Genomic DNA, 20173 nt, shown 5'->3' with positions numbered 1-20173 from the left:
TACCTCTGAGACGAAGTGTGCCCATCCCCGGGCGTGCGCACCAGAGCGGGACGGTACGTAAACGGCGCATTCGGACCGCGCGGGGGCGCAAGGGTCCGGCCGCGACACCAAGGCACTGCTATGGACCATCAAAGTCAATGTTTGTGCAGGTGGGGGGCATATCGTGGGCCCCGCCGAGACCGGTCGTACGAGGAGAAGCGCGCAGATGGACACCACCGAGCACGGGCACGGCGGCGCAGCCGCGCCGACCGTCGACGTCGACCGTTTCGACCCGGCCTACCGTGCCTGGCTCAAGGAAGCCGTCCGCAAGGTCCAGGCCGACGCCAACCGCTCCGCCGACACCCATCTGCTGCTCTTCCCGCTCCCGGAGAGCTGGGACATCGACCTCTACCTCAAGGACGAGTCGACCCACCCCACCGGCAGCCTGAAGCACCGGCTGGCGCGTTCGCTCTTCCTCTACGGGCTCTGCAACGGCTGGATCAGGCCCGGGAAACCGGTCATCGAGGCGTCCAGTGGCTCGACCGCCGTCTCGGAGGCGTACTTCGCCAAACTGATCGGCGTGCCGTTCATCGCCGTCATGCCCCGCACCACCAGCCCGGAGAAGTGCCGGCTCATCGAATTCCACGGCGGACGCTGCCACTTCGTGGACGACTCGCGCCGGATGTACGAGGAGTCGGCGCGGCTCGCCGCCGAGACCGGCGGCCACTACATGGACCAGTTCACCTACGCCGAGCGGGCCACCGACTGGCGGGGCAACAACAACATCGCGGAGTCCATCTACCAGCAACTGCGACTCGAACGCTATCCCGAGCCCACCTGGATCGTCGCCACCGCCGGCACCGGCGGAACCTCGGCGACCGTCGCGCGCTACGTGCACTACACGCAGCACGACACCCGGATCTGCGTGCCCGACCCGGAGAACTCCTGCTTCTTCGACGGCTGGACCCACCACGACCCGCACGCCACCAGCGACTGCGGCTCCCGCATCGAGGGCATCGGCCGGCCCCGCATGGAGCCCAGCTTCGTCCCCGGCGCCATCGACCGGATGATGAAGGTCCCGGACGCGGCGAGCGTCGCCGCCGTGCGCGCCCTGGAACGGGCCATCGGGCGCAAGGCGGGCGGCTCCACCGGCACCGGCCTGTGGAGCGCGTTCAAACTGGTCGCCGAGATGGTCGCCCGGGGCGAGCGGGGCAGCGTCGTCACCCTGATCTGCGACCCCGGCGACCGCTACCTCGACAAGTACTACTCCGACTCCTGGCTGGCCGCGCAGGGCCTCGACATCGCCCCGTACACCCGGACCATCGAGGAGTTCCTGGCCACCGGCGCCTGGCCGGAGGCGTAACCCCTCAGCCGTACCGCCCCGCCGGGCGGTCCAGCATCGCGTCGAGCACCCGGCCGAAGACCCGCCTCCCGGCACCGGCCAGCACCGGGTCCGCCCAGCGCGGCAGCAGCCGTACGCTCAGCTCCTCCACCCACACCACATGCGAACCGGCCCGGTTGGGATACACATCGATCGACGCACGCCCCAGCACCACCCGGCCGCGCTTCTCCAGCCGGCACATCCCCGCCCGGCTCCCGGCCGGCGGGGACCAGCGGACCACTTCCATCGGATCGTCGAACGCCAGCGGACCCACCCCGGTGCGCGCCACGAACACCGTCCCGACCCGGGTCGGCGGCCCCGCCGGCACCGTGATCATGGTCAGCGGCACCTGCGCGGCATGCCGCTCCCAGTCCGTCACCCGGCGCCAGGACTCGGCTGCGGGCAAGGAGGTGAAACGCTCGATCCGGAACACGGCCACACCGCGATCCTAGGCCGTCAAGGCCCTGCCGCGAGCGGAGCGGAATGCTTCAGCCGTCGCCGGACCCCTCGCCGCCCGCCACCAGCAGCCCCGGCAGACGCTCCTCGATCTCCGCCCGCGCAGCCGTGGACAGCCCCGCGTCCGTGACGAGCGTGCTCACCTCGTCCAGCGAGGCGAACGAGCTGAGGCCCACCGTGCCCCACTTGGTGTGGTCCGCGACCACCACCACCCGGCGCGCCGACCGCACGAACCGGCGGTTCGTCTCCGCCTCCGCGAGGTTCGGCGTGGAGAGCCCCGCCTCCACCGAGATCCCGTGGACCCCGAGGAACAGCACATCGAAGTGGAGCGCCGCGATCGCCCGGTCCGCGACCGGGCCGACCAGCGAGTCGGACGGCGTACGCACCCCACCGGTGAGGACGACCGTCGCCGCACCCGGCCGGCCGCCCGGAGCACCGGACCGCTGCGCCGCGTGAAACACGTCCGCGACCCGCACCGAATTCGTCACGACCGTCAGGTCCGGCACGTCCAGCAGATGCTGGGCCAGCGCATACGTCGTGGTGCCCCCGGAGAGCGCGATCGCACTGCCGGGCACGGCCATCGCGGCGGCCGCCCGGGCGATGTCCTCCTTGGCCGTGAGCTCCAGCGCCGACTTCGCCTCGAAACCGGGCTCGTGCGTGCTCGCCTCGACCACCGGCACGGCGCCGCCGTGCACCTTCTCGATCACACCCTGCCGGGCCAGCGCGTCCAGATCCCGGCGGACGGTCATGTCCGAGACGTTCAGCTTCCGGGTCAGCTCGTTGACCCGGACCCCACCGCGCCGGCGCACCTCGTCAAGGATCAGCGCGCGCCGCTGCTCCGCGAGCAGGTTCTGATTCTCGCTCAACGCCGGGCCTCGCCCTTCCCTCTGGCCGTACAGGAGTCCGTATCGACGGACTCATCCTGCCACGCGCGGTGTCGCCGGCCCCCGCCCGGGGGACATTCGTCAATAACGGTGACCGGCCATCAGCCGCCTCCCCCTGCGAGAGCGAGACGCACGTGCACCCTCCCACCCCTGCCCCGCGCAGCCCCGGCCCCGCACTGGAATTACTGGTCCACGGGGTGGGCGGGACCACCCCCCAGGAGATGCTGGCCGACCCGCGCACGGTCCGGGTCACCGGCGACACCACCGCCGCCGTCTACCGGCGCTCCGCCGACGCCGACGCCGAGCGGCATCCCGAGCGGTACCGCGAGGAGCCCATCGCCGAGGCGTACTGCTGGTCCAACCTCACCTCCGGGAACGGCTCCCGCGCGCTGTGGCTGCTGCTGCTCCCGTTCATGGTGATCAACCTCGCCCACTGGATGCGCCCCACCGCCCGGCGCCGCCCGCGCGCGATCCGGCTCCACGGCGTCCTCGTGCGGCTCATCGCGCTCAGCCTCACCGTGCTGCTGACCGCCGCCGCCTGCGAGGTCGCCCTCGATCTCACCGCCTGGCAGTGCGCGGGCGTCGCCGCCTGCTCCGAGAAGCGCTCCTGGCTCGGCTTCCTCTCCGCCGCGCAGGGCGGCTGGTGGTCCCAGCCCGGCCGCCGCCTCGCCCTGGCCGCGCTGGTGCCGGCCGCGCTGGTCGGGCTGCTCTGGTTCCTGTCCAACCGCACCTGGAGCGCCTACGAGTCCCAGCTCCCGCTGACCGGGGCGGACCCGGACGACGCGCAGGACGACGGCCCCGCACCCGCCGCCGAACCCGTCCGCCCCGCTCCGGGGCCGGTCCGGAAAGTCCCGGCCGGCCCGCGACGCACACCCGCCGCGCCGGCATCCAGTACCGGGGACACCGGCCGGCTCGCCGAGAGCCCGGGGACGCCCCAGACGCGGCCGGCCGCGCCCTCCGGGCATACGACGGGACTCTCCGGACCGGCCCTGGGACGGCCCGGATTCTGGTACGGGCGCCGCCTCGTCGCCCGGCTGCGCGCCGCCCACACCGCGGCCGGCCTCCTCACCGTCACCGCGGCCGTCACGGAGGCCGCCGCCCGTTACGACCGCGCCGCCCCCGGACCGGTCCCCCCGGTCCTCGGCCGGCTCATCGAAGGGGCCCTCGCCGCCGGGCTCGTCGTCGTGCTCTGGGTGGTCTGCCGCCGGGGCCGCAGCGAACGGCGCCTCGACAACCGGCTCGACCGGGCCCTCATCACCTGGCTGCCCGGCGCCGCGCTGGCCCTCCTCGTCCTCGCCGCCGTCCACGCCGCCTGGCCGCGCCCCGGCTGGACCTCCTCCGGGCGGCTCCCCGGTGACGTCACGCTGTTCCGGGCGGTCAGCGTCGCCGAAGGCGTCCTGGTGGTCCTCCTCGCGGTGGTCTCCCGCTACCTCTACCGGTGCTGCCCGGAGCCGCGCACCGTCCTGCGCGGTCTCGGCGGACCGGCCGTCGCGATGCTCGCGTGCGCGCTCGGCGGCGTGATGACCGGCGGCGTCGCGCAGCGCGTCGCCGACTGGCTCGACGGGCCCGGCAGCCCGGGCATGGGGAGCGGCGCCTTGATAGAGGGACCGCCGGTGCTGCTCAGCTGGCAGGCGTCGGTCATCCCCGTCCTCCTGCTGCTGCTCCTGGTGCCGGGTGCCGTTCTGGGGGTACGGACCCGGCTGGCGGCCCGCAGACTGGAACCCGCGGTCGACGCGGAGTACGGGGAGCCGTTCCCCGACCCGGCCCGGACCCGGCGGATCGCCCGTGCCCGGGCCACGGCGGCGCTCACCGACGCGGCGCCCGGCGTGGTGGGGATCGTCTCCGGCGCCACCCTGTTCCTGGGCGCGGCGGCGGTGGCCGGGTCCTGGGCCACCGGCGAGGTCCCCGGGCTCGCGCTGGACGGCAGCGGCCCCTTCCTCGAATCCGTGGCCGAGGCGGCGCAGTCCACCGGCTCGTGGCTGATCGGCTTCGGCTTCCTCGTCTTCGTCGCGTGCGGCAGACGGGCCTACCGGGACGCGTCCGCCCGGCGCACGATCGGCATCCTCTGGGACGTCGGCACGTTCTGGCCGCGCGCCGCCCACCCCTTCGCCCCGCCCTGCTACGCGGAGCGCGCCGTGCCCGACCTGGCCTCCCGCATGTCCGGCTGGACCGGCCGCACCCGGGGCCGGCTCGTCATCTCCGGCCACTCCCAGGGCAGCGTGCTCGCGGCCGCAGCGGTCTGGCAGCTGCCCGCCCGCACCCGCTCCCGGGTCGCCCTGCTCACGTACGGGTCGCCGATCGAACGGCTCTACGCCCGCTGGTTCCCCGTCTACTTCGGCGCCGGGCAGCTCCACGGGCTGCACCGCTCCGTGCACTGCTGGCGCAATCTGTGGCGGGCCACCGACCCCATCGGCGGCGAGATCCGGCTCGGCCTGGAATCCGGGCCCGAGGTCGACCGGGGCCCGCTCAAGGACCCGCTGGTCTACGGGCGGACCCCCGAGCACCCGCTGCCCGAGCCGGTGCTCGGCCACTCCGACTACCAGGCCGACCCCGTCTTCGCCGAGGAGCGCGCCGCCCTGCTGGAACGGCTCGGTCCCGTGCTGCCCCGGCAGGCGCGGGCCGTCGGCGAGGACGTCAGGGCAGTGCCGGAAGGTCCTCCGGATACAGCAGGGTGAGGTCGTCCGTGCTCGGATCGGCGAGCTGGGCGACCCGGCCGGCGTGCCGCTCGACCATCGACTCGAAGGTCTGCCGAGCGGTGCGTCCGTTGCCGAAGGCCGGCCCCTTGGGCAGCTCCGTGAAGTACTTCAGCAGCGCCTCGCCGGTGCCCGACGCCAGGCTGTACTCGTGCTCCTGGGACTGCTGCTCGACGATCCGCAGCAGCTCGGCCGGCTCGTAGTCGCTGAAGGTGATGGTCCGCGAGAAACGGGACGCCACCCCGGGGTTGACGGTCAGGAACCGCTCCATCTCCCGGGTGTATCCGGCGACGATGACCACCACCGCGTCCCGGTGGTCCTCCATCAGCTTCACCAGCGTGTCGATCGCCTCGCGGCCGAAGTCCCGGCCGGAGTCCTCGGGCGACAGCGCGTACGCCTCGTCCACGAACAGCACCCCGCCGCGCGCCCGGTCGAACGCCTCCTGGGTGCGGATCGCGGTCGAGCCGATGTGCTCACCGACCAGGTCGACCCGGGACACCTCCACCAGATGGCCCCGCTCCAGCACCCCGAGCGCGGCCAGGATCTCGCCGTACAGCCGGGCCACCGTGGTCTTGCCGGTGCCCGGGGAGCCGGTGAAGACCAGATGGCGGCGGACCGACGCGGCCTTCAGGCCCGCCTCCCGGCGCCTGCGCCCCACCTCGATCATGTCCGTGAGCGCCCGCACCTCCCGCTTGACGCTGTCCAGGCCGACCAGCGCGTCGAGCTCGCCCAGGACCTCCTCGGAGGTTCGGGCGGGCGCGGCGGGCGGCGCCGGCTCCACGGGGCGAGGCGCGGGGACCGTGCCGAGCAGCCCGGGCGAGGTCTGCGTGGCCGTCAGGACCGGGGCCGGCGGGGGAGTGACGGTGCGCAGCCCGCTCTCGTCGCTCGTGCAGTCCTCCACGACCGGTCCGCTGCCCGCGCCGCCCGCCAGGCCGGTGCCCTCCGGGAACTCGTAACCGCCGCGCGCGCACCGCTCGGTGCGGCACCGGGTGAGCGTCGTCCGGCAGCCCTCCATCACATGGAAGCCGTATCCCCCGCTGCCCGTGACCCGGCACCCGTTGAACGTCCCCCGGCCCTCGGCGGACACATAGAAGCCGGCCTCGGCGGGGGAGGTCACCGTGCACCGCTCGATCACCGGGTCGGCGCCCTTGGTGACGATCACGCCCGTCTGCGCGGCGTCGACGGTGCAGTTGTTCAGCGTGCCGCCGCTGCCGTGGTCCCGGAACCAGGCGCCGGTCGACGCCTCCCGGATGCGGCAGTCGTCCAGCTGCGCGGTCGCCCCGTCGCTGACCGAGACCGCGGTGTTGCGGACCTGGGAGAGATCGCTGTCCACGACATCGGCGCGCGAGCCCCGGTCGAGGACGAACAGCGCGTCCGGCACGTCGTGGACCCGGCAGGAATCCAGTATCACCGTCGCCCCGTCGCTGACCCAGACCGCCGGGTAGTCGCCCGTACTGTCGTGGATCTCGCACTGGTTGGCGTCGACCCGGGTGCCCGGGTCCCACACCGAGAGCCCGTTGCGGCCGAAGCGGCGCACGGTCGAGCGGGTCAGGGTCAGCACCGCCCGCGAACGCAGATCCACCGCGTTCTCGGGGATGTCGTGGATGTCGCAGTCGGCGAGCGTGAGCACCGCGTCGGTGTCCAGCGTGACGCCGTCCGCCGAGGTGCGGTGCACCGTGCACTCGGTGAGATGGGCCGAGGCGCGGGCGGTCACCTGGACACCGCTGCCCTTGATCTCGTACACCTCGCAGCCCAGCGCCTCCAGGCCGCTGCCCTCGCCGGTGACGGACAGGCCCGCGCCCGAGGCGTGGTGGACCCGGCAGCGCTCCAGCCGGGGGTGTCCGCCGTCGCGCACGGCGACTCCGGACTGCCCGGCCGAGACGATCTCGCACTCCTCGAAGACCCCGCCCGCGCCGTCGAGCACGGCGATGCCGACGCCGGCCGGATTGTCGACGGTGCACCGGCGCACGGTGGGCCGGGCCGCGCCGCGCACCTCGACGCCCGCCGCCGAGCGGGTCACGATCCGCACGTCCGCTATCTCCGGTGCGCCGTCCTCGACGAGCACGGCCGGGGCCGCGGAGTCCTGTCCCTCCACATGGAGGTCCTGGACGACGGCGGAGGCGCGCAGCGTGAGCGGCACCCCGTCGGCGGGGGCGATGCGCACCGAGCCGACGGAGCCCTCGGGGCCGCGCAGCGTGACCGCGCGGGCGATGACCAGGTTCTCCCGGTAGGTGCCGGGCGCGACGGTGAGCACATCACCGTCCGCCGCCGCTTCGAGCGCCGCGGTGAGGGAGGCGTATTCGCCCGTGCGGCGCCGCCACCGCGATGTGCCGGTGTGCGTCACCTGGACCGTGCCCTGTGCCATGGCGCTGTCGTGCCCCCGCCTCGTGCGTGTGTGATGCCCGTGTCACCGGCCTCGCGGCAGCGACCAGCCGGGGTCCGCCTGCCGGAGAGCGACGGGCGGGCCGGTCCACCGTAGCGCGCGCGGCGGCCGGGAGTTGACCCGATGCGCAGGTCCCGGCGCCCGCGGCCGGATCACGCCGCGCACCCGCACCGGGCCCCCGACGCGCCCTCGTGCCCCCGCCCCGCAGCCGCGCGCACCGGCCCCCGCTCCCCGGGCCGGACTGATCCGAGCGAACGGCCCCCGAGACGGAACACCTAGCTGCCGGTGCCCGTCCTGCCCCAGTCCGGGCCGACCGTCGCCCAGGCCCGGTCGAGCCGTTCGTACCGCCGCCCGGTCATGCGCCGCACGATCAGGCGCCGGCCGCACTCGATCAGCAGGGCGGACAGCATCGCGGCTCCGAACCCGGCGAGCGCGGCATGCGTGTGCGCCGTCGGTATGTCCATCGGCCGGAGCGTCGGGTCGCCCGAGCGGTCGGTCCAGATCCGGACCCGGGCTCCCGGCGACGCGTTGCGCGAGGCGGTCGTCACCGTCGCCGTGCGGGCCGCGCCGTCCGGGGTGTGCCACCGGGCCACCACCTCGGTCCGCGTCATGGCGCCGCCGGATATCTCCGGGTCGGCGACATGACGGGCACCGGTCACCCGGCGCACCACGACCGCCGTGGTGAGATGGCGCTCCGCCCGCTGGGCGCGCACCGACGCCTGGAGCGACGCGTCCGTCCGGGCCCCGCAGAGCCAGCCGACCGCCGGGGCCGCCAGCATCAGCAACAGGAACGCGGCCAGGGCCAGCCACGCCTCGCACCGGTCCGTCGCCCGGCACAGCGGATTGCGCCGCCAGCGCCAGACACCCGCCATCGCTCGCACGGTCCCCGCACCCCCTTCCGCACCGTCCCCGCCCGGTACGGTGCCGTCCACGCGCCGGGGCCGCGCGGTGTGGGCGGCCCACTGGGCTCAACGCGCGGCCCGCCCCCGTGGGTTCCCGGCGCCCGGGACCGGCCGTGCGGAACGCCGAACGGCGCACAGGCCCGTGTTGCCGGGCACCCCGCCCCGGGCCGTGCGCCGCCTGATCCGCGAGGGCTCTAGTAGCCCCGGCCGCCCTGGTAGGGCCGGCCGTACGGGTCCTCGTACGGGGACTGGGCCGGGACGGGCCGGGGCGCGGCGGGGCGCATCGACTCGTAGCCCGACGTCGGCGCCGGACGCTGCTGCTGCGGCGGCGGGGGCGCCTGGTACATGCCGCGGCCACCGGCCGGCTGCTGCGGGATGTACGGCGCCGGAGCGTGCTGGAGCTGCGCGGGCTGCATCGGTGCGTAGCCCTGCTGCGCCGCCGGCTGCGGATAGCCGTAGGACTGCTGGGGCTGGGAGGGGGCCGCGGGAAGCGCCGGCAGGGCCGACGGGAGCGCCGGCAGATAGCTGTTGCCGGTGTCGTAGGCGGCGGGCACTCGGATCGGTGCGATCTGAGGGGTGCCCCGCTCCGCGACGAGGGAGTCGTAGATCGGGGTGTCGGCAAACGACGGCGCGGTGTAGTAGCCGCCACCGTAGGTGGAGCGGGGGGAGGTCATGACACCTAAGTTAAGCCCACGATGTGCAGATTGGGGAGTCCCAATTTTGTGGTCATCGTATTTACCCTCACCCTACCTGTCTGACCTGGTGAAACATCGTTGTCTTCCCCGGCCCGTATCCGGAGGAATGCCCCTTGATTCACCGCCGGTCAATGGCCTTCATTCCGGTGCTCTTCGCACTGGTGCTCACCGCGTGCGCACCGGCCCCGACCGCGCGGCCCGAATCCGGCCGCGATCTTCGCCCCGCGGCCTCCGGCGACGCCGAGGCGTGGACCGACGGACGGGGGTGCGTCGTACGCGTAGGCCGGCGGATGCGCTTCGCGTCCGGGCCCGGCATTCGCGCATCGCTCGAACTCACCGATTTCCACGGCGCGATTGCGGTGAGAGCGCCCGCCGGGCGGCCATGAGCACCCGGCGGGCCGAGGCTCGGCCCCGAGCCCTACTCGCCGTGTACCGAAGGCGGCAACACGGTGCTCCCGGACGGCACTTACGGTGGATGATCCGGCGAAAGCCGCGTACACGCCGTCCGTTGACGCCAGGATGGCGCCATGAACGAACACGGTGCGCGCCCCGCAGCCCGGCCGGTGCTGGTGAGGATTCCGGTGGAGCCGGTCGAGGCCGCCATCGAGGCCGACGCCCTTGACGCGGCCTCGCGCAACAGACTGGCCGTCCGCGGTCCGCTGTTCGGTGTGGCCGCCCGGTCCGAGGGCGACGGACAGCGGTGGCGGGTGCTCGTCCCGATCACGAACGGCTGCCCCCAGCAGGCCAGGGACGATCTGCAGTCCAAGCTGTGGTTCCGGGCCAAGGACGAGGCGGAGACCGAGACGGAGCGGCGGGCTCTGCTCGGCGCGGTCGCCCGGCTGGAGACCGGGAAACCGTCCGAGGTCGAGGTCCTCGGCACCCGCTACCGCGTGGTGCGCGCCGAGGAGTACGCGGGGCTGGACCCCGAGGGAGCCTTCGAACTGCCGCGCCCCACCGACCCCGAGCCCGCCGTGCCCGACTGGGCCCGCACCGCCGGCGCCCCCAAGGTCGACGCCGGACTGGTGCTGGACCCCGACGCGCCCGTGACGCCCCTCCAGGCGGCGGAGATGCTGACCATGCGCTCCTTCGCGTACGAGGGGAGCAGATACCCCGGCGACGTCCTGCGTGACTCCGCACGCGCAGTGGAGACCCACCCCGACGTCATGCTCCTGCCGGCCGCCTTCATGATCGTGGAACGGACCGGCGGCGAGCGGTGGGAAGTCGGTGGCGCTCTGCACGCCACCCCGCATGACGCGCGGCGCTCCCTCGACATCTCGCTGACCTGGCTCGGGCCCCGGCAGGCGGGCGTCATCCCCCTCACCGCGGACACGGACGTGGACGCACGCAGCATCACGGCCGAGGGGACCCACCCCGCGCTCGCCGAGATGAGGGTCCTGGCCGAGGCGGCCGACCGGCTGCGCGCGGGCCGGCTCAACGAGGTCGAGGCCGGCGGCACCGCCTACCGGATCGCCCGCTCACGGCGCCTGCTGCGCTGGGGGCCCGACGGCCCGGAGAGCCAACGGCCGTCCGACGTCACCATGGTGGAGCCGATGGCCCTCCATCCCCGCCTGGACGCGGACGGCGTCGTCCACAACGGCGAGGAGGGCACGCGCACGGAGGACACCGACGCCGTCCGGTGAGGCGGCGGCCGGGCGCCGCGTCCACCGGTCCCGCGCCCGTATCCGTACACCCGTGGTGTCCCGCGGCGGGGCTGGCATTAGGTTGACCCGGAAAGGTCTCGGAAGCGGACTCGTGATGGGGGCGAGCATGACCATGCAAAAGGGAACCAATGTCCCAGTGGCGGCCCAGGCCGTGCGTGTCGAAACGGGGTGGCGCACCGCTCCCGGGACACCCGATGTGGACGCCTCCGCGCTTCTGCTCCTCGGCTCGGGCAAGGTGCGCAACGACGGCGACTTCGTCTTCTACAACCAGCCGGCCCACTCCTCCGGCGCGGTGCGCCACGAGGGCAAGCGCAACGCCGGCGGCGCGGCGACCGACACCCTCGCGGTCGACCTGGCGCGGGTGGAGCCGGCCATCGACCGCGTGGTGCTGGCCGCCTCGGCCGACGGCGGCACGTTCGGCCGGGTGAGCGGACTGTACGTACGCGTGCTGGACGCGGCGACCGGCGCCGAACTGGCCCGCTTCGACAGCTCCGACGCCACCGTGGAGACGGCCTTCATCCTCGGTGAGCTCTACCGGCGCCAGGGCGCCTGGAAGTTCCGGGCGGTCGGTCAGGGCTACGGCTCCGGGCTCGAAGGACTCGCCACCGACTTCGGCATCTCCGTGGACGAACCCCAGCAGCCGCACCCGGCCCCCCAGCCGCCGAACCCGGCCGCCCGGGTCACCGCCACCCCGCCGCCTCCCCAGTACCCCCAGCCGCATCAGCAGTACCCCCAGTCGCAGCAGCCGACGCTCGCCGCGCCGATGGCGCCCCCGATGGCCCCGCCCGTCCCCCCGCCCCCTCCGGCACCGCCCGTCACCCAGCCCGTCCGGCTGACCAAGGTGACGCTCACCAAGGAGGCGCCGTCCGTCTCGCTCACCAAGCAGGGCGGCACGTCCGGCGCCATGCGCGTCAACCTCAACTGGGAGGTGCGCAAGCAGTTCAAGGGCTGGGGCAGCAAGCTGGGCCGGGCCGTGGCGAACCACTCCGACCTGGACCTCGACCTCTGCGCCCTGTACGAGCTGACCGACGGCCGCAAGGGGGTCGTCCAGGCCCTGGGGAACGCCTTCGGCGCGCTCCACCAGCCGCCGTTCATCCACCTCGACGGCGACGACCGCACCGGCGCGGTCGCCACCGGCGAGAACCTGACGATCAACCTCGACCACAAGGCGCAGCTCCGCCGGGTCCTGATCTTCGTCACCATCTACGAGGGCGCCCGCAGCTTCGCCGACCTGCACGCCACGGTCACCCTCCAGCCCCAGCACGGCGCGCCGATCGACTTCTCGCTGGACGAGTGCACGGTCCCGTCGACCGTCTGCGCGCTCGCGCTCATCACCAACACGGGCAACGACCTCACCGTGCAGCGCGAGGCCCGCTACCTGGTGCCGCAGCGTGGCGTCAGCCCGCAGCGCACCATCGACCACGCCTACGGCTGGGGCATGAACTGGACCCCGGGCCGCAAGTGACCCGGCCAGGGGGTCACTGAGTCACTGATCCGGTGCGGCCTCGGGACGGGCGTACGTACGCCCCTTCCAGGCCGCGCCGCGCCCCCGGTAGTGCCGCACCGCCGAATCGACGGTCATCAGCAGATACAGCAGGGCGGTGAACGGCAGCAGCGGGGCCAGCCACAGCGACTGCCGGTAGTAGCCCAGCATCGGCATGTACGTCCCCGCCATCACGGCCCACGCGACGCCCCCGGCCCAGGCCGCGACCGCGCTCCCGCCCAGCAACCCGGCGACCAGCGTCACCGGCGGCGCCAGGTAGACGAGCGCCAGCCCGAGCACCGTGGCCAGCAGAACCGGCGGACTGTGCCGCAGCTGGGCGTACGCGCTCCGCGCGACCATCCGCCACAGATCGGCCAGGCACGGGTACGGACGCACACTGTCCACCCGGTCCGCGAGCCCCAGCCAGATCCGGCCGCCCGAGCGCCGCACCACCCGGGCCAGCGACACGTCGTCGATCACCGCCTGCCGGATCGAATCCGGCACCCCGGCCCGCACCGCCGCCTCCGTCCGCAGCAGCACACAGCCCCCAGCGGCGGCGGCCGTCCGCCCCCGCTCCCGGTTGATCCACCGGAACGGATAGAGCTGCGAGAAGAAGTAGACGAAGGCCGGCACGACGAGCCGCTCCCAGACACTCGCCACCCGCAGCCGCGCCATCTGCGAGACCAGGTCGAAGCCGCCCGTCTCCGCCGCCGCCACCAGCTCCCGCAGGCTGTCCGGCTCATGCGCGATGTCGGCGTCCGTGAGCAGCAGGTACTCCGGTTCCCCGGCCCGGGCCAGCGCGATCCCGTGACGCACCGCCCACAGCTTGCCCGTCCAGCCGGGCTCGGGCTCGCCCGGCGAGACCACGGTCAGCGGCAGGCCCCCGTACCGCACGGACAGGGCACGGGCGACGTCCCCCGTACCGTCCTTGCTGCAGTCGTCCACGAGGAACACCTCGGCGCTGCCCGGATAGTCCTGCGCCAGCAGCGACGGCAGGCTCACCGGCAGCATCGGGGCCTCGTCGCGCGCCGGCACGACGACGGCGACCGAGGGCCAGCGCTCCGGGGCCGCACGGCTCGGCAGCCGCTGGTCGGTGCGCCAGAAGAACCCCTGGCCCAGCAGCAGCCACACCCACGAGACAAGCGAACCCACGGCGATCCAGGCAACGGCGCTCATTGGCGGAAGTCTGCACCACTGAGCGGGGACCGCAAGGGCGGTCGACTATGGTGACTGGGTGAAGATCGCGCTCATGGACTCCGGAATCGGACTGCTCGCCGCCGCCGCCGCAGTACGCAGGCTGCGGCCGGACGCCGATCTGGTGCTCTCCTCGGACCCGGACCACATGCCCTGGGGCCGCGCTCCCGAGGGTGTGAAGGCCCACGCGCTCGCGGTGGCCCGGGCCGCCGCCGCGCACCGGCCCGACGCGCTGATCGTCGCCTGCAACACCGCCTCCGTGCACGCGCTGGAGCTGCTGCGCGCCGAGCTGGAACCGGGCCTGCCCGTCATCGGCACCGTTCCCGCGATCAAACCGGCCGCCGCGGCCGGCGGCTCCGTCGCGATCTGGGCGACCCCGGCCACCACCGGCAGCCCGTACCAGCGCGGACTGATCGGCGAGTTCGCCGGGTCCGCCGCCGTCACCGAGGTGCCCTGCCCGGGGCTCGCCGACGCCGTGCAGCACGCGGACGAGGACGCCATCGGCACGGCGATCGCCGCCGCCGCCGCGCTCACCCCGCCCGACGTCCGGGCCGTGGTCCTGGGCTGCACCCACTACGAGCTCGTCGCCGAGCGCATCCGCGAGGCCGTCGCCGGGCCCGGCCGGCGCCCGGTCGCCCTGCACGGGTCCGCCGGGGCCGTCGCCGCCCAGGCGCTGCGCCGGATCGGCGTCGAACCCGCTCCGTCGGCCGAACCCTCCTCGTCCATCGCGGTCATCCTCAGCGGTCGTGTCTCGGAGCTGCCGCAGGCCGCCCTGGCCTACCCGGAAGGGCGCCGGCTGGCCGCCGTCGGCTCCGTCCGCTGACCCGCCGACGGCCCCGCCCGCGCGTCCGCGCCCGTCCCCGAAGGCCGGTTCTTCAGTACGCTGCTCGGCATGAGGGAGCACCCCGGAGAACCGAAGCGCACCGGAACCGGCACCCACTCGCAGGTCTGGGTCGGCCGGGCCACCAACCGCACCCAGTGGGTCCTCGCGGCCCTGGGCGCCGCCTGCCTGGCCCTGGGCATCCAGCTCGCCGTCAGCTCCGACTGGGCCTCCGGCATCGCCCCGCTGCTGATGTCGGTGATCGGCTGCGTCGCCGCCGGCCTGCTGATGCTGTTCGGCACCCTCGCCTTCGTGAACGTCGCCGTCCGGGTCGACGGCGACGCCCTGGAGGTGCGCTGCGGCCACATGGGGCTGCCGCGCCGCCGCATCCTGCTCACCCATGTGGTGGCCGCCGACTTCGCGCCCCATGTGAACCCCCGGCAGTGGGGCGGCTGGGGCTACCGCTGGCGCCCCGAGAAGGGCACGGCCGTGGTCGTGCGCCGGGGCGAGGGGCTGGTGCTGCGGCTCGGCGACGGCCGCACGTTCACCATCACGGTGGACGACGCCGAGGCGGGCGTACGGTTCATCCGGGCCCGGCTGCACCTGCCGTCCTCGGGCTTCCCGGCCGGGGCCTGACCCCGTCCTCGTCGCCGTCCACGCCGCCCGGCTCGTGCGGCTCGCCCGGCCCGCCCGAGCCGATCGGCCGCCTTGCCGACGGGAGCCCGGCCAGGCGGCCCCGCCCCCGGCCGTCACCGGTGCGAAGCGCAGCGCGTTGCCCACGCTCGCCGGCCCGGCCAGGCCCGTGAGCGCGGCGCCCGCCGCCAGGACCACCGCCGCGGGCCGGGGCGAGCGCCACAGCGCGTACAGCAGCCAGCCGGACGCGGCGCCCGGCAGCACCACGCCCACGACCCCCTGCCCGGCGGCCCGCTGCCCCGGCGCCGAGTGCGGTTTCCCCGTGGTGGTTGGGATTCCGCCATCGGGACGGGGCTCCCGCGTGGCCCGGCGGCCACCGTAGACTCCGCCGGGTGAGCACCACCATCGCCCAGGTCGGCGAACCGCAGAGCCCCGCCCCCGCCCCCCGGACAGGCGGGCTGCCGCAGCGCCTGGTGCGGCCCGGGGCCGCCGTCCTCTCCGGCGTGATGCTGTACCTCAGCTTCCCGCCCCGGCCCCTGTGGTGGCTGGTTCTGCCCGGTTTCGCCCTGCTCGGCTGGGTGCTGTTCGAGCGCCGAGCCCGCGCCGCTTTCGGGCTCGGGCTGCTCGCGGGGCTCGGCTTCATGCTGCCCCTGCTGCACTGGACCGGCGAGGAGGTCGGCCCGGTCCCGTGGCTGGCCCTCGCCGCCGCCGAGGCGCTGTTCGTCGCGGTCGGCTGCATCGGCATCTCCGCCGTCTCCCGCCTCCCCGGCGGACCGCTGTGGGCGGCCGCGGTCTGGACGCTGGACGAGGCGGTCCGCGCCCGGATGCCCTTCGGCGGCTTCCCCTGGGGCAAGATCGCCTTCGGCCAGGCGGACGGCGTCTTCCTGCCGCTCGCCGCGCTCGGCGGGACCCCGCTGCTCTCCTTCGCCGTGGTGCTCTGCGGATTCGGCCTCTTCGAGGCGGTCCGCCGCTCCGCCCGCTACCGCGCCGCCGGTGAACTCCGTCCCGTGGCCACCGCCGTGGCGGCGGCGACGGTCCTCGTCCCCGTGGCGGCAGCCTTCGCGGCACTGCCGCTCGTGGACGACTCGGCCGAGGACGGCACCGCGACCGTCGCCGCGATCCAGGGCAACGTGCCCCGCCTCGGCCTCGACTTCAACGCCCAGCGCCGCGCGGTCCTGGACAACCACGCCAAGCGCACGGAGCAGCTGGCCCGGGAGGTGAAGGCCGGCAAGGTCCCGCAGCCGGACTTCGTCCTGTGGCCGGAGAACTCCTCCGACCTGGACCCGTACCGCAACCCGGACGCGCGGATCGTCATCGACGACGCCGTGAAGGCCATCGGGGTGCCGACCGTCATCGGCGCGGTGATCGAACCCGACTCCGGCCCCCTGCGCAACACCCTCATCCAGTGGCAGCCGGACAAGGGCCCCGTCGCCACGTACGACAAGCGGCACATCCAGCCGTTCGGCGAGTACATGCCGATGCGCTCGTTCGTCCGCCTCTTCAGTTCGGACGTCGACCGGGTGCAGCGCGACTTCGGCCCGGGCGAGAAGGTCGGCGTCTTCGATCTCGCGGGCACCTACACCGGGCTCGTCACCTGCTACGAGGCCGCGTTCGACGACGCCGTACGCGACACGGTCGAGCACGGCGCCCAGTTGATCGCCGTGCCCAGCAACAACGCCACCTTCGGCCGCAGCGAGATGACCTACCAGCAGCTCGCGATGTCCCGGGTGCGCGCCGTCGAGCACAGCCGGTCCGTCGTCGTCCCCGTGACCAGCGGCGTCAGCGCGATCATCCGCCCGGACGGCACGGTGGCCGAGAAGACGAAGATGTTCACCCCGGACGCCCTGGTGGACGAGGTGCCGCTGCGCTCCTCGCTGACCCCCGCGACCCGCATGGGGCCGCTGCCCGAGGGCGTTCTGATCCTGCTCGCGCTCGGCGCGCTCGGCTGGGCGGGCGCCCTCGCGGTGCGTGCCCGGCGCATCCGGTGACCGGGTGGCACGCCGCGTAGGGTCGGCACATGGCCATTCCTGACTTCATCCGCGAGATCCGTGCCACCGCCGGGCGGCAGCTGCTCCTGCTGCCCGGTGTCACCGCCGTCGTCTTCGACGACGAGGGGAGAGTGCTCCTCGGCCGGCGCGCCGACACCGGTGAGTGGTCCGTGATCGGCGGCATCTCCGAGCCGGGCGAACAGCCCGCGACGACGGCGGAGCGCGAGGTGTACGAGGAGACCGCCGTGCACTGCGTCGCGGAACGGGTCGTCCTCACCCAGGCGCTGCCGCCCATCCAGTACGAGAACGGGGACCGCTGCCAGTTCCTCGACATCACCTTCCGCTGCCGCGCCACCGGCGGTACGGCCAGGGTCAACGACGACGAGTCGCTGGAGGTGGGCTGGTTCCCCGTGGACGCGCTGCCCGACTTGGCCGAGTTCGCGCTGTTCCGGATCAAGCAGGCGCTGACCGACGGGCCCACCTGGTTCGAGGCCACCGACCCGCGCTAGGGGCCGGGACAGCCGGTACCCGGCGCCGTGGCTCTGTCACCCGAAGGGATGTACCGGCGAGGCGCGTCTCAGATGCCCGCCGGGGACGGGCTGTTCAGCAGGCCGTCGCTCACCGGCCGCCGTGTGCCCGCGCCGTGCATGAAGACCGACGTGACGGCGGCCGCGGCGGGCTCCACGCCCAGCTTGGCGTGCAGCGCCTGGCCCAGCGCGCCCTGCAGCAGCGCGCTGTAGAGGTCGAGCAGCGTGTCGGGGCCGAGGTCCGTGCGCCACGTGCCGTCGGCCGATCCGCGGACGAACAGCGCGGTGAGGGGCGCCATGAGCTGGCGGGCGGTCTCGTCGGGCACGGCGGGCTTGCCGTGGATGCGCATCAGGGCCTGGTACTTGGCGGCCTGGCTCATCGCGATCCGGCTGACCCGCGCCACGCCCTCGGGCACGGCGACGCGGTCCAGGCCGGCGTCCGCCAGCTTGCCGATCAGTTCGGCACACGCTTCCTGGGACAGGGCGTCCAGCAGGGTCTCGCGGCTGGGGAAGTGGCGGTACAGAGTCGTCCGGCCCACGCCGGCGGCCGCCGCGACGTCCGCCATGCTGACGCTCTCGCCCCGCCGGGCGAGCAGCATCGCAGCGGCGTCGAGGATCGCGATCGCGACGCGATCGCGCAGGTGCACATTTCTTGTCATCAATCAAAACGATACTGGCCTACCGGCGCTGGTACATTCATGTTCCACAACGGATCGCATGAATCCCGCCCGGTGATGTCGTCCGTCGTGGACCGCGCCTCGGTGGATCTCTGTCCGCCCATCGGAAGGGCGGATTCCGTATCCGTGCCCGCCGGAGCGCGCACCGTCGCCACCAGCCGGAGGCCACGGGGGGTGGACAGATCGAGCGGGCCCCGGGCAGCTCCGCGTTTTCTCCGAAAGGTGAGTAATGACCACGTCGCAAAAGATCGACTCGAGCCCTCCCGGGGGAGGGGGCACCTCTGGCGACAGGCTGGACAGCAAGGTCCTCCTCGTGGCCGGAGTGGTCGTGCTCGGCGGGATCATGTCGATCCTGGACATCACCGTGGTCTCGGTCGGTCTGCAGACCTTCCAGAAGGAGTTCCACGCGACCTCGGCGCAGGTCGCCTGGACGATGACCGGCTACACGCTGGCACTGGCGAGCGTCATCCCGCTCACCGGCTGGGCCGCCGACAGGTTCGGGACAAAACGTCTCTATCTGCTCGCGGTCGCGTTGTTCGCGATCGGTTCGGCGCTGTGCGCCGCCGCCAACTCCTTGGAGATGCTGGTCGCCTTCCGGGTGATCCAGGGCCTGGGCGGCGGCATGCTGATGCCGCTCGGCATGACCATTCTGACGCGTGCGGCCGGTCCCGAGCGGGTCGGCCGGGTGATGGCCGTGCTCGGCATTCCCATGCTCCTCGGCCCCATCTTCGGCCCCATCCTGGGCGGTTGGCTGATCGACATCGCCACCTGGCACTGGATCTTCCTGATCAACCTGCCGATCGGCGCGATCGCTCTCGTGTACGCGTGGCTGGTGCTGCCCAAGGACCACGTGGAGCCGTCCGAGACCTTCGACTGGGTGGGCGTGCTGCTGCTCTCGCCCGGCCTCGCGTGCTTCCTGTACGGCGTCTCCTCCATCCCGGAGACCGGCACCGTCTGGGCCGCCAAGGTCCTCGTGCCCGCGATCATCGGTCTGGTGCTCGTCGCCGCGTTCGTGCCCTGGGCGCTGCGGCCGAGCAACATCCACCCGCTGATCGATCTGCGGCTCTTCCAGAACCGCGACCTGAGCGTCGCCGTGGTCGCCATGTCGCTGTTCGCGATGGCGTTCTTCGGTGCCAGCCTGCTCTTCCCGCTCTACTTCCAGCAGGTGCGCGGGGAGTCGGCGCTCGACTCGGGCGTCCTGCTCGCCCCGCAGGGCATCGGCGCGATGATCACCATGCCGATCGCCGGCATGCTCGCCGACCGCATCGGCCCCGGCAAGATCGTCATGACCGGTATCGCGGTCATCACCGTCGGCATGGGCATGTTCACGCAGCTCACCGCCGACACGTCCTACACGTACATCATCGCGGCGCTCTTCATCATGGGGCTCGGCATGGGTGCCTCCATGATGCCGATCATGGCGTCGGCGCTGGCCACCCTGAGGGAGCACACGGTCGCCCGTGGCTCGACGCTGATGAACATCGTCCAGCAGGTCGCCGCCTCGATCGGTACCGCGCTGTTCTCGGTGCTCCTCACCAACGGCCTGAAGGACATCACCGCGAGGACCCCGGACGGCATCAAGGACCAGATGGGCGACGCGTTCGCCTCGGTGTTCCTGGTGGCGGCGATCCTCGTCGCGGTGTGCCTGGTTCCGGCGCTGCTGCTGCCGCGCAAGAAGGTCAAGGCGGCGGACCCGACGGTGATGGTCGGGCACTGACCCTTCCGGCTCCCGGACCACTGGACGCCGCCCGCGACGGATTCGCCTGGTACGTGGGCGCTGACCGTCCGGCAGGAAATCCATCCCGACGAGTTCGACC

At 73.5% G+C, this 20173-nt stretch carries 16 protein-coding genes and 1 pseudogene; 9 read left to right on the top strand and 8 right to left on the bottom strand.

Features of this window, described 5'->3' with window-relative positions; genetic code table 11:
• Positions 1-205 precede the first annotated feature (205 nt).
• Positions 206-1342, top strand: a complete 1137-nt coding sequence (locus tag FKN01_RS29230) for a PLP-dependent cysteine synthase family protein (RefSeq protein ID WP_143625669.1) — start codon at positions 206-208, stop codon at positions 1340-1342.
• 4 nt (positions 1343-1346) lie between these two features.
• Here FKN01_RS29230 and FKN01_RS29225 read toward each other — a convergent pair whose 3' ends face one another.
• The gene (locus tag FKN01_RS29225; RefSeq protein ID WP_143625668.1) at positions 1347-1799 is read right to left on the bottom strand and encodes an SRPBCC family protein; all 453 of its coding nucleotides are present in this window, start codon (positions 1797-1799) and stop codon (positions 1347-1349) included.
• Positions 1800-1848: 49 nt separating this feature from the next.
• Positions 1849-2682 carry a DeoR/GlpR family DNA-binding transcription regulator gene (locus FKN01_RS29220; RefSeq protein ID WP_143625667.1) on the bottom strand — a complete coding sequence of 278 codons (834 nt, stop codon included), beginning with the start codon at positions 2680-2682 and terminating at the stop codon, positions 1849-1851.
• A gap of 239 nt (positions 2683-2921) precedes the next feature.
• On the opposite strand from FKN01_RS29220, the gene FKN01_RS29210 reads away from it, so the two are divergent.
• A complete protein-coding gene (locus FKN01_RS29210) occupies positions 2922-5375 on the top strand; it encodes a hypothetical protein (RefSeq protein ID WP_398933411.1) in 2454 nt (817 codons plus the stop codon).
• Here the strand turns inward: FKN01_RS29210 and FKN01_RS29205 are convergent.
• The 3 genes from FKN01_RS29205 to FKN01_RS29195 all read right to left on the bottom strand — a co-directional run bounded on the left by FKN01_RS29205 (position 5335) and on the right by FKN01_RS29195 (position 9352).
• Complete coding sequence (locus tag FKN01_RS29205; RefSeq protein WP_143625666.1) at positions 5335-7758, bottom strand: right-handed parallel beta-helix repeat-containing protein; 2424 nt, start codon at positions 7756-7758, stop codon at positions 5335-5337. The genes FKN01_RS29210 and FKN01_RS29205 overlap by 41 nt on opposite strands.
• Before the next feature lie 293 nt (positions 7759-8051).
• Entirely contained in the window at positions 8052-8648 is a 597-nt protein-coding gene (locus FKN01_RS29200) for a hypothetical protein (RefSeq protein ID WP_143625665.1), read from the bottom strand.
• A gap of 224 nt (positions 8649-8872) precedes the next feature.
• Positions 8873-9352, bottom strand: coding sequence for a DUF6643 family protein (locus tag FKN01_RS29195; protein WP_143625664.1), 480 nt, complete (start codon positions 9350-9352; stop codon positions 8873-8875).
• Positions 9353-9900: 548 nt separating this feature from the next.
• Here FKN01_RS29195 and FKN01_RS29190 point away from each other — a divergent pair.
• Both FKN01_RS29190 and FKN01_RS29185 read left to right on the top strand, forming a co-directional pair.
• Positions 9901-11013, top strand: coding sequence for a DUF5954 family protein (locus FKN01_RS29190; protein ID WP_143625663.1), 1113 nt, complete (start codon positions 9901-9903; stop codon positions 11011-11013).
• A 115-nt stretch (positions 11014-11128) separates the two neighbouring features.
• Positions 11129-12499: a TerD family protein gene (locus tag FKN01_RS29185; RefSeq protein ID WP_143625662.1), complete on the top strand. Its 1371-nt coding sequence runs from the start codon at positions 11129-11131 to the stop codon at positions 12497-12499.
• A gap of 21 nt (positions 12500-12520) precedes the next feature.
• Here the strand turns inward: FKN01_RS29185 and FKN01_RS29180 are convergent, their stop codons facing one another.
• Positions 12521-13693, bottom strand: coding sequence for a glycosyltransferase (locus FKN01_RS29180; protein ID WP_143625661.1), 1173 nt, complete (start codon positions 13691-13693; stop codon positions 12521-12523).
• Positions 13694-13751: 58 nt separating this feature from the next.
• Between FKN01_RS29180 and FKN01_RS29175 the strand changes: the two genes are divergently transcribed.
• Positions 13752-14534, top strand: coding sequence for a glutamate racemase (locus FKN01_RS29175; RefSeq protein ID WP_143625660.1), 783 nt, complete (start codon positions 13752-13754; stop codon positions 14532-14534).
• 69 nt (positions 14535-14603) lie between these two features.
• A complete protein-coding gene (locus FKN01_RS29170; protein WP_143625659.1) occupies positions 14604-15167 on the top strand; it encodes a hypothetical protein in 564 nt (187 codons plus the stop codon).
• Here the strand turns inward: FKN01_RS29170 and FKN01_RS33440 are convergent.
• A pseudogene (locus tag FKN01_RS33440) lies at positions 15115-15503 on the bottom strand (O-antigen polymerase); the annotation flags it as partial. The gene FKN01_RS29170 and the pseudogene FKN01_RS33440 overlap by 53 nt on opposite strands.
• 53 nt (positions 15504-15556) lie before the next feature.
• Here FKN01_RS33440 and lnt point away from each other — a divergent pair.
• Positions 15557-17152: an apolipoprotein N-acyltransferase gene (gene lnt / locus FKN01_RS29160; RefSeq protein ID WP_143625658.1), complete on the top strand. Its 1596-nt coding sequence runs from the start codon at positions 15557-15559 to the stop codon at positions 17150-17152.
• A gap of 29 nt (positions 17153-17181) precedes the next feature.
• On the top strand, positions 17182-17661 hold the full coding sequence (locus tag FKN01_RS29155; protein ID WP_143625657.1) for an NUDIX domain-containing protein: 480 nt from the start codon (positions 17182-17184) through the stop codon (positions 17659-17661).
• Between the two features lie 68 nt (positions 17662-17729).
• Here the strand turns inward: FKN01_RS29155 and FKN01_RS29150 are convergent, their stop codons facing one another.
• Complete coding sequence (locus FKN01_RS29150; protein WP_260697061.1) at positions 17730-18338, bottom strand: TetR/AcrR family transcriptional regulator; 609 nt, start codon at positions 18336-18338, stop codon at positions 17730-17732.
• Between the two features lie 247 nt (positions 18339-18585).
• On the opposite strand from FKN01_RS29150, the gene FKN01_RS29145 reads away from it, so the two are divergent.
• Positions 18586-20073: a DHA2 family efflux MFS transporter permease subunit gene (locus FKN01_RS29145; protein WP_143625656.1), complete on the top strand. Its 1488-nt coding sequence runs from the start codon at positions 18586-18588 to the stop codon at positions 20071-20073.
• Positions 20074-20173 lie beyond the last annotated feature (100 nt).

Source organism: Streptomyces sp. 130, from assembly GCF_007096885.1.
In the GTDB taxonomy this organism is placed as follows: domain Bacteria; phylum Actinomycetota; class Actinomycetes; order Streptomycetales; family Streptomycetaceae; genus Streptomyces.
Note: the sequence above shows the minus strand (reverse complement) of the source record. Positions and strands in the feature narration are given on the sequence as shown.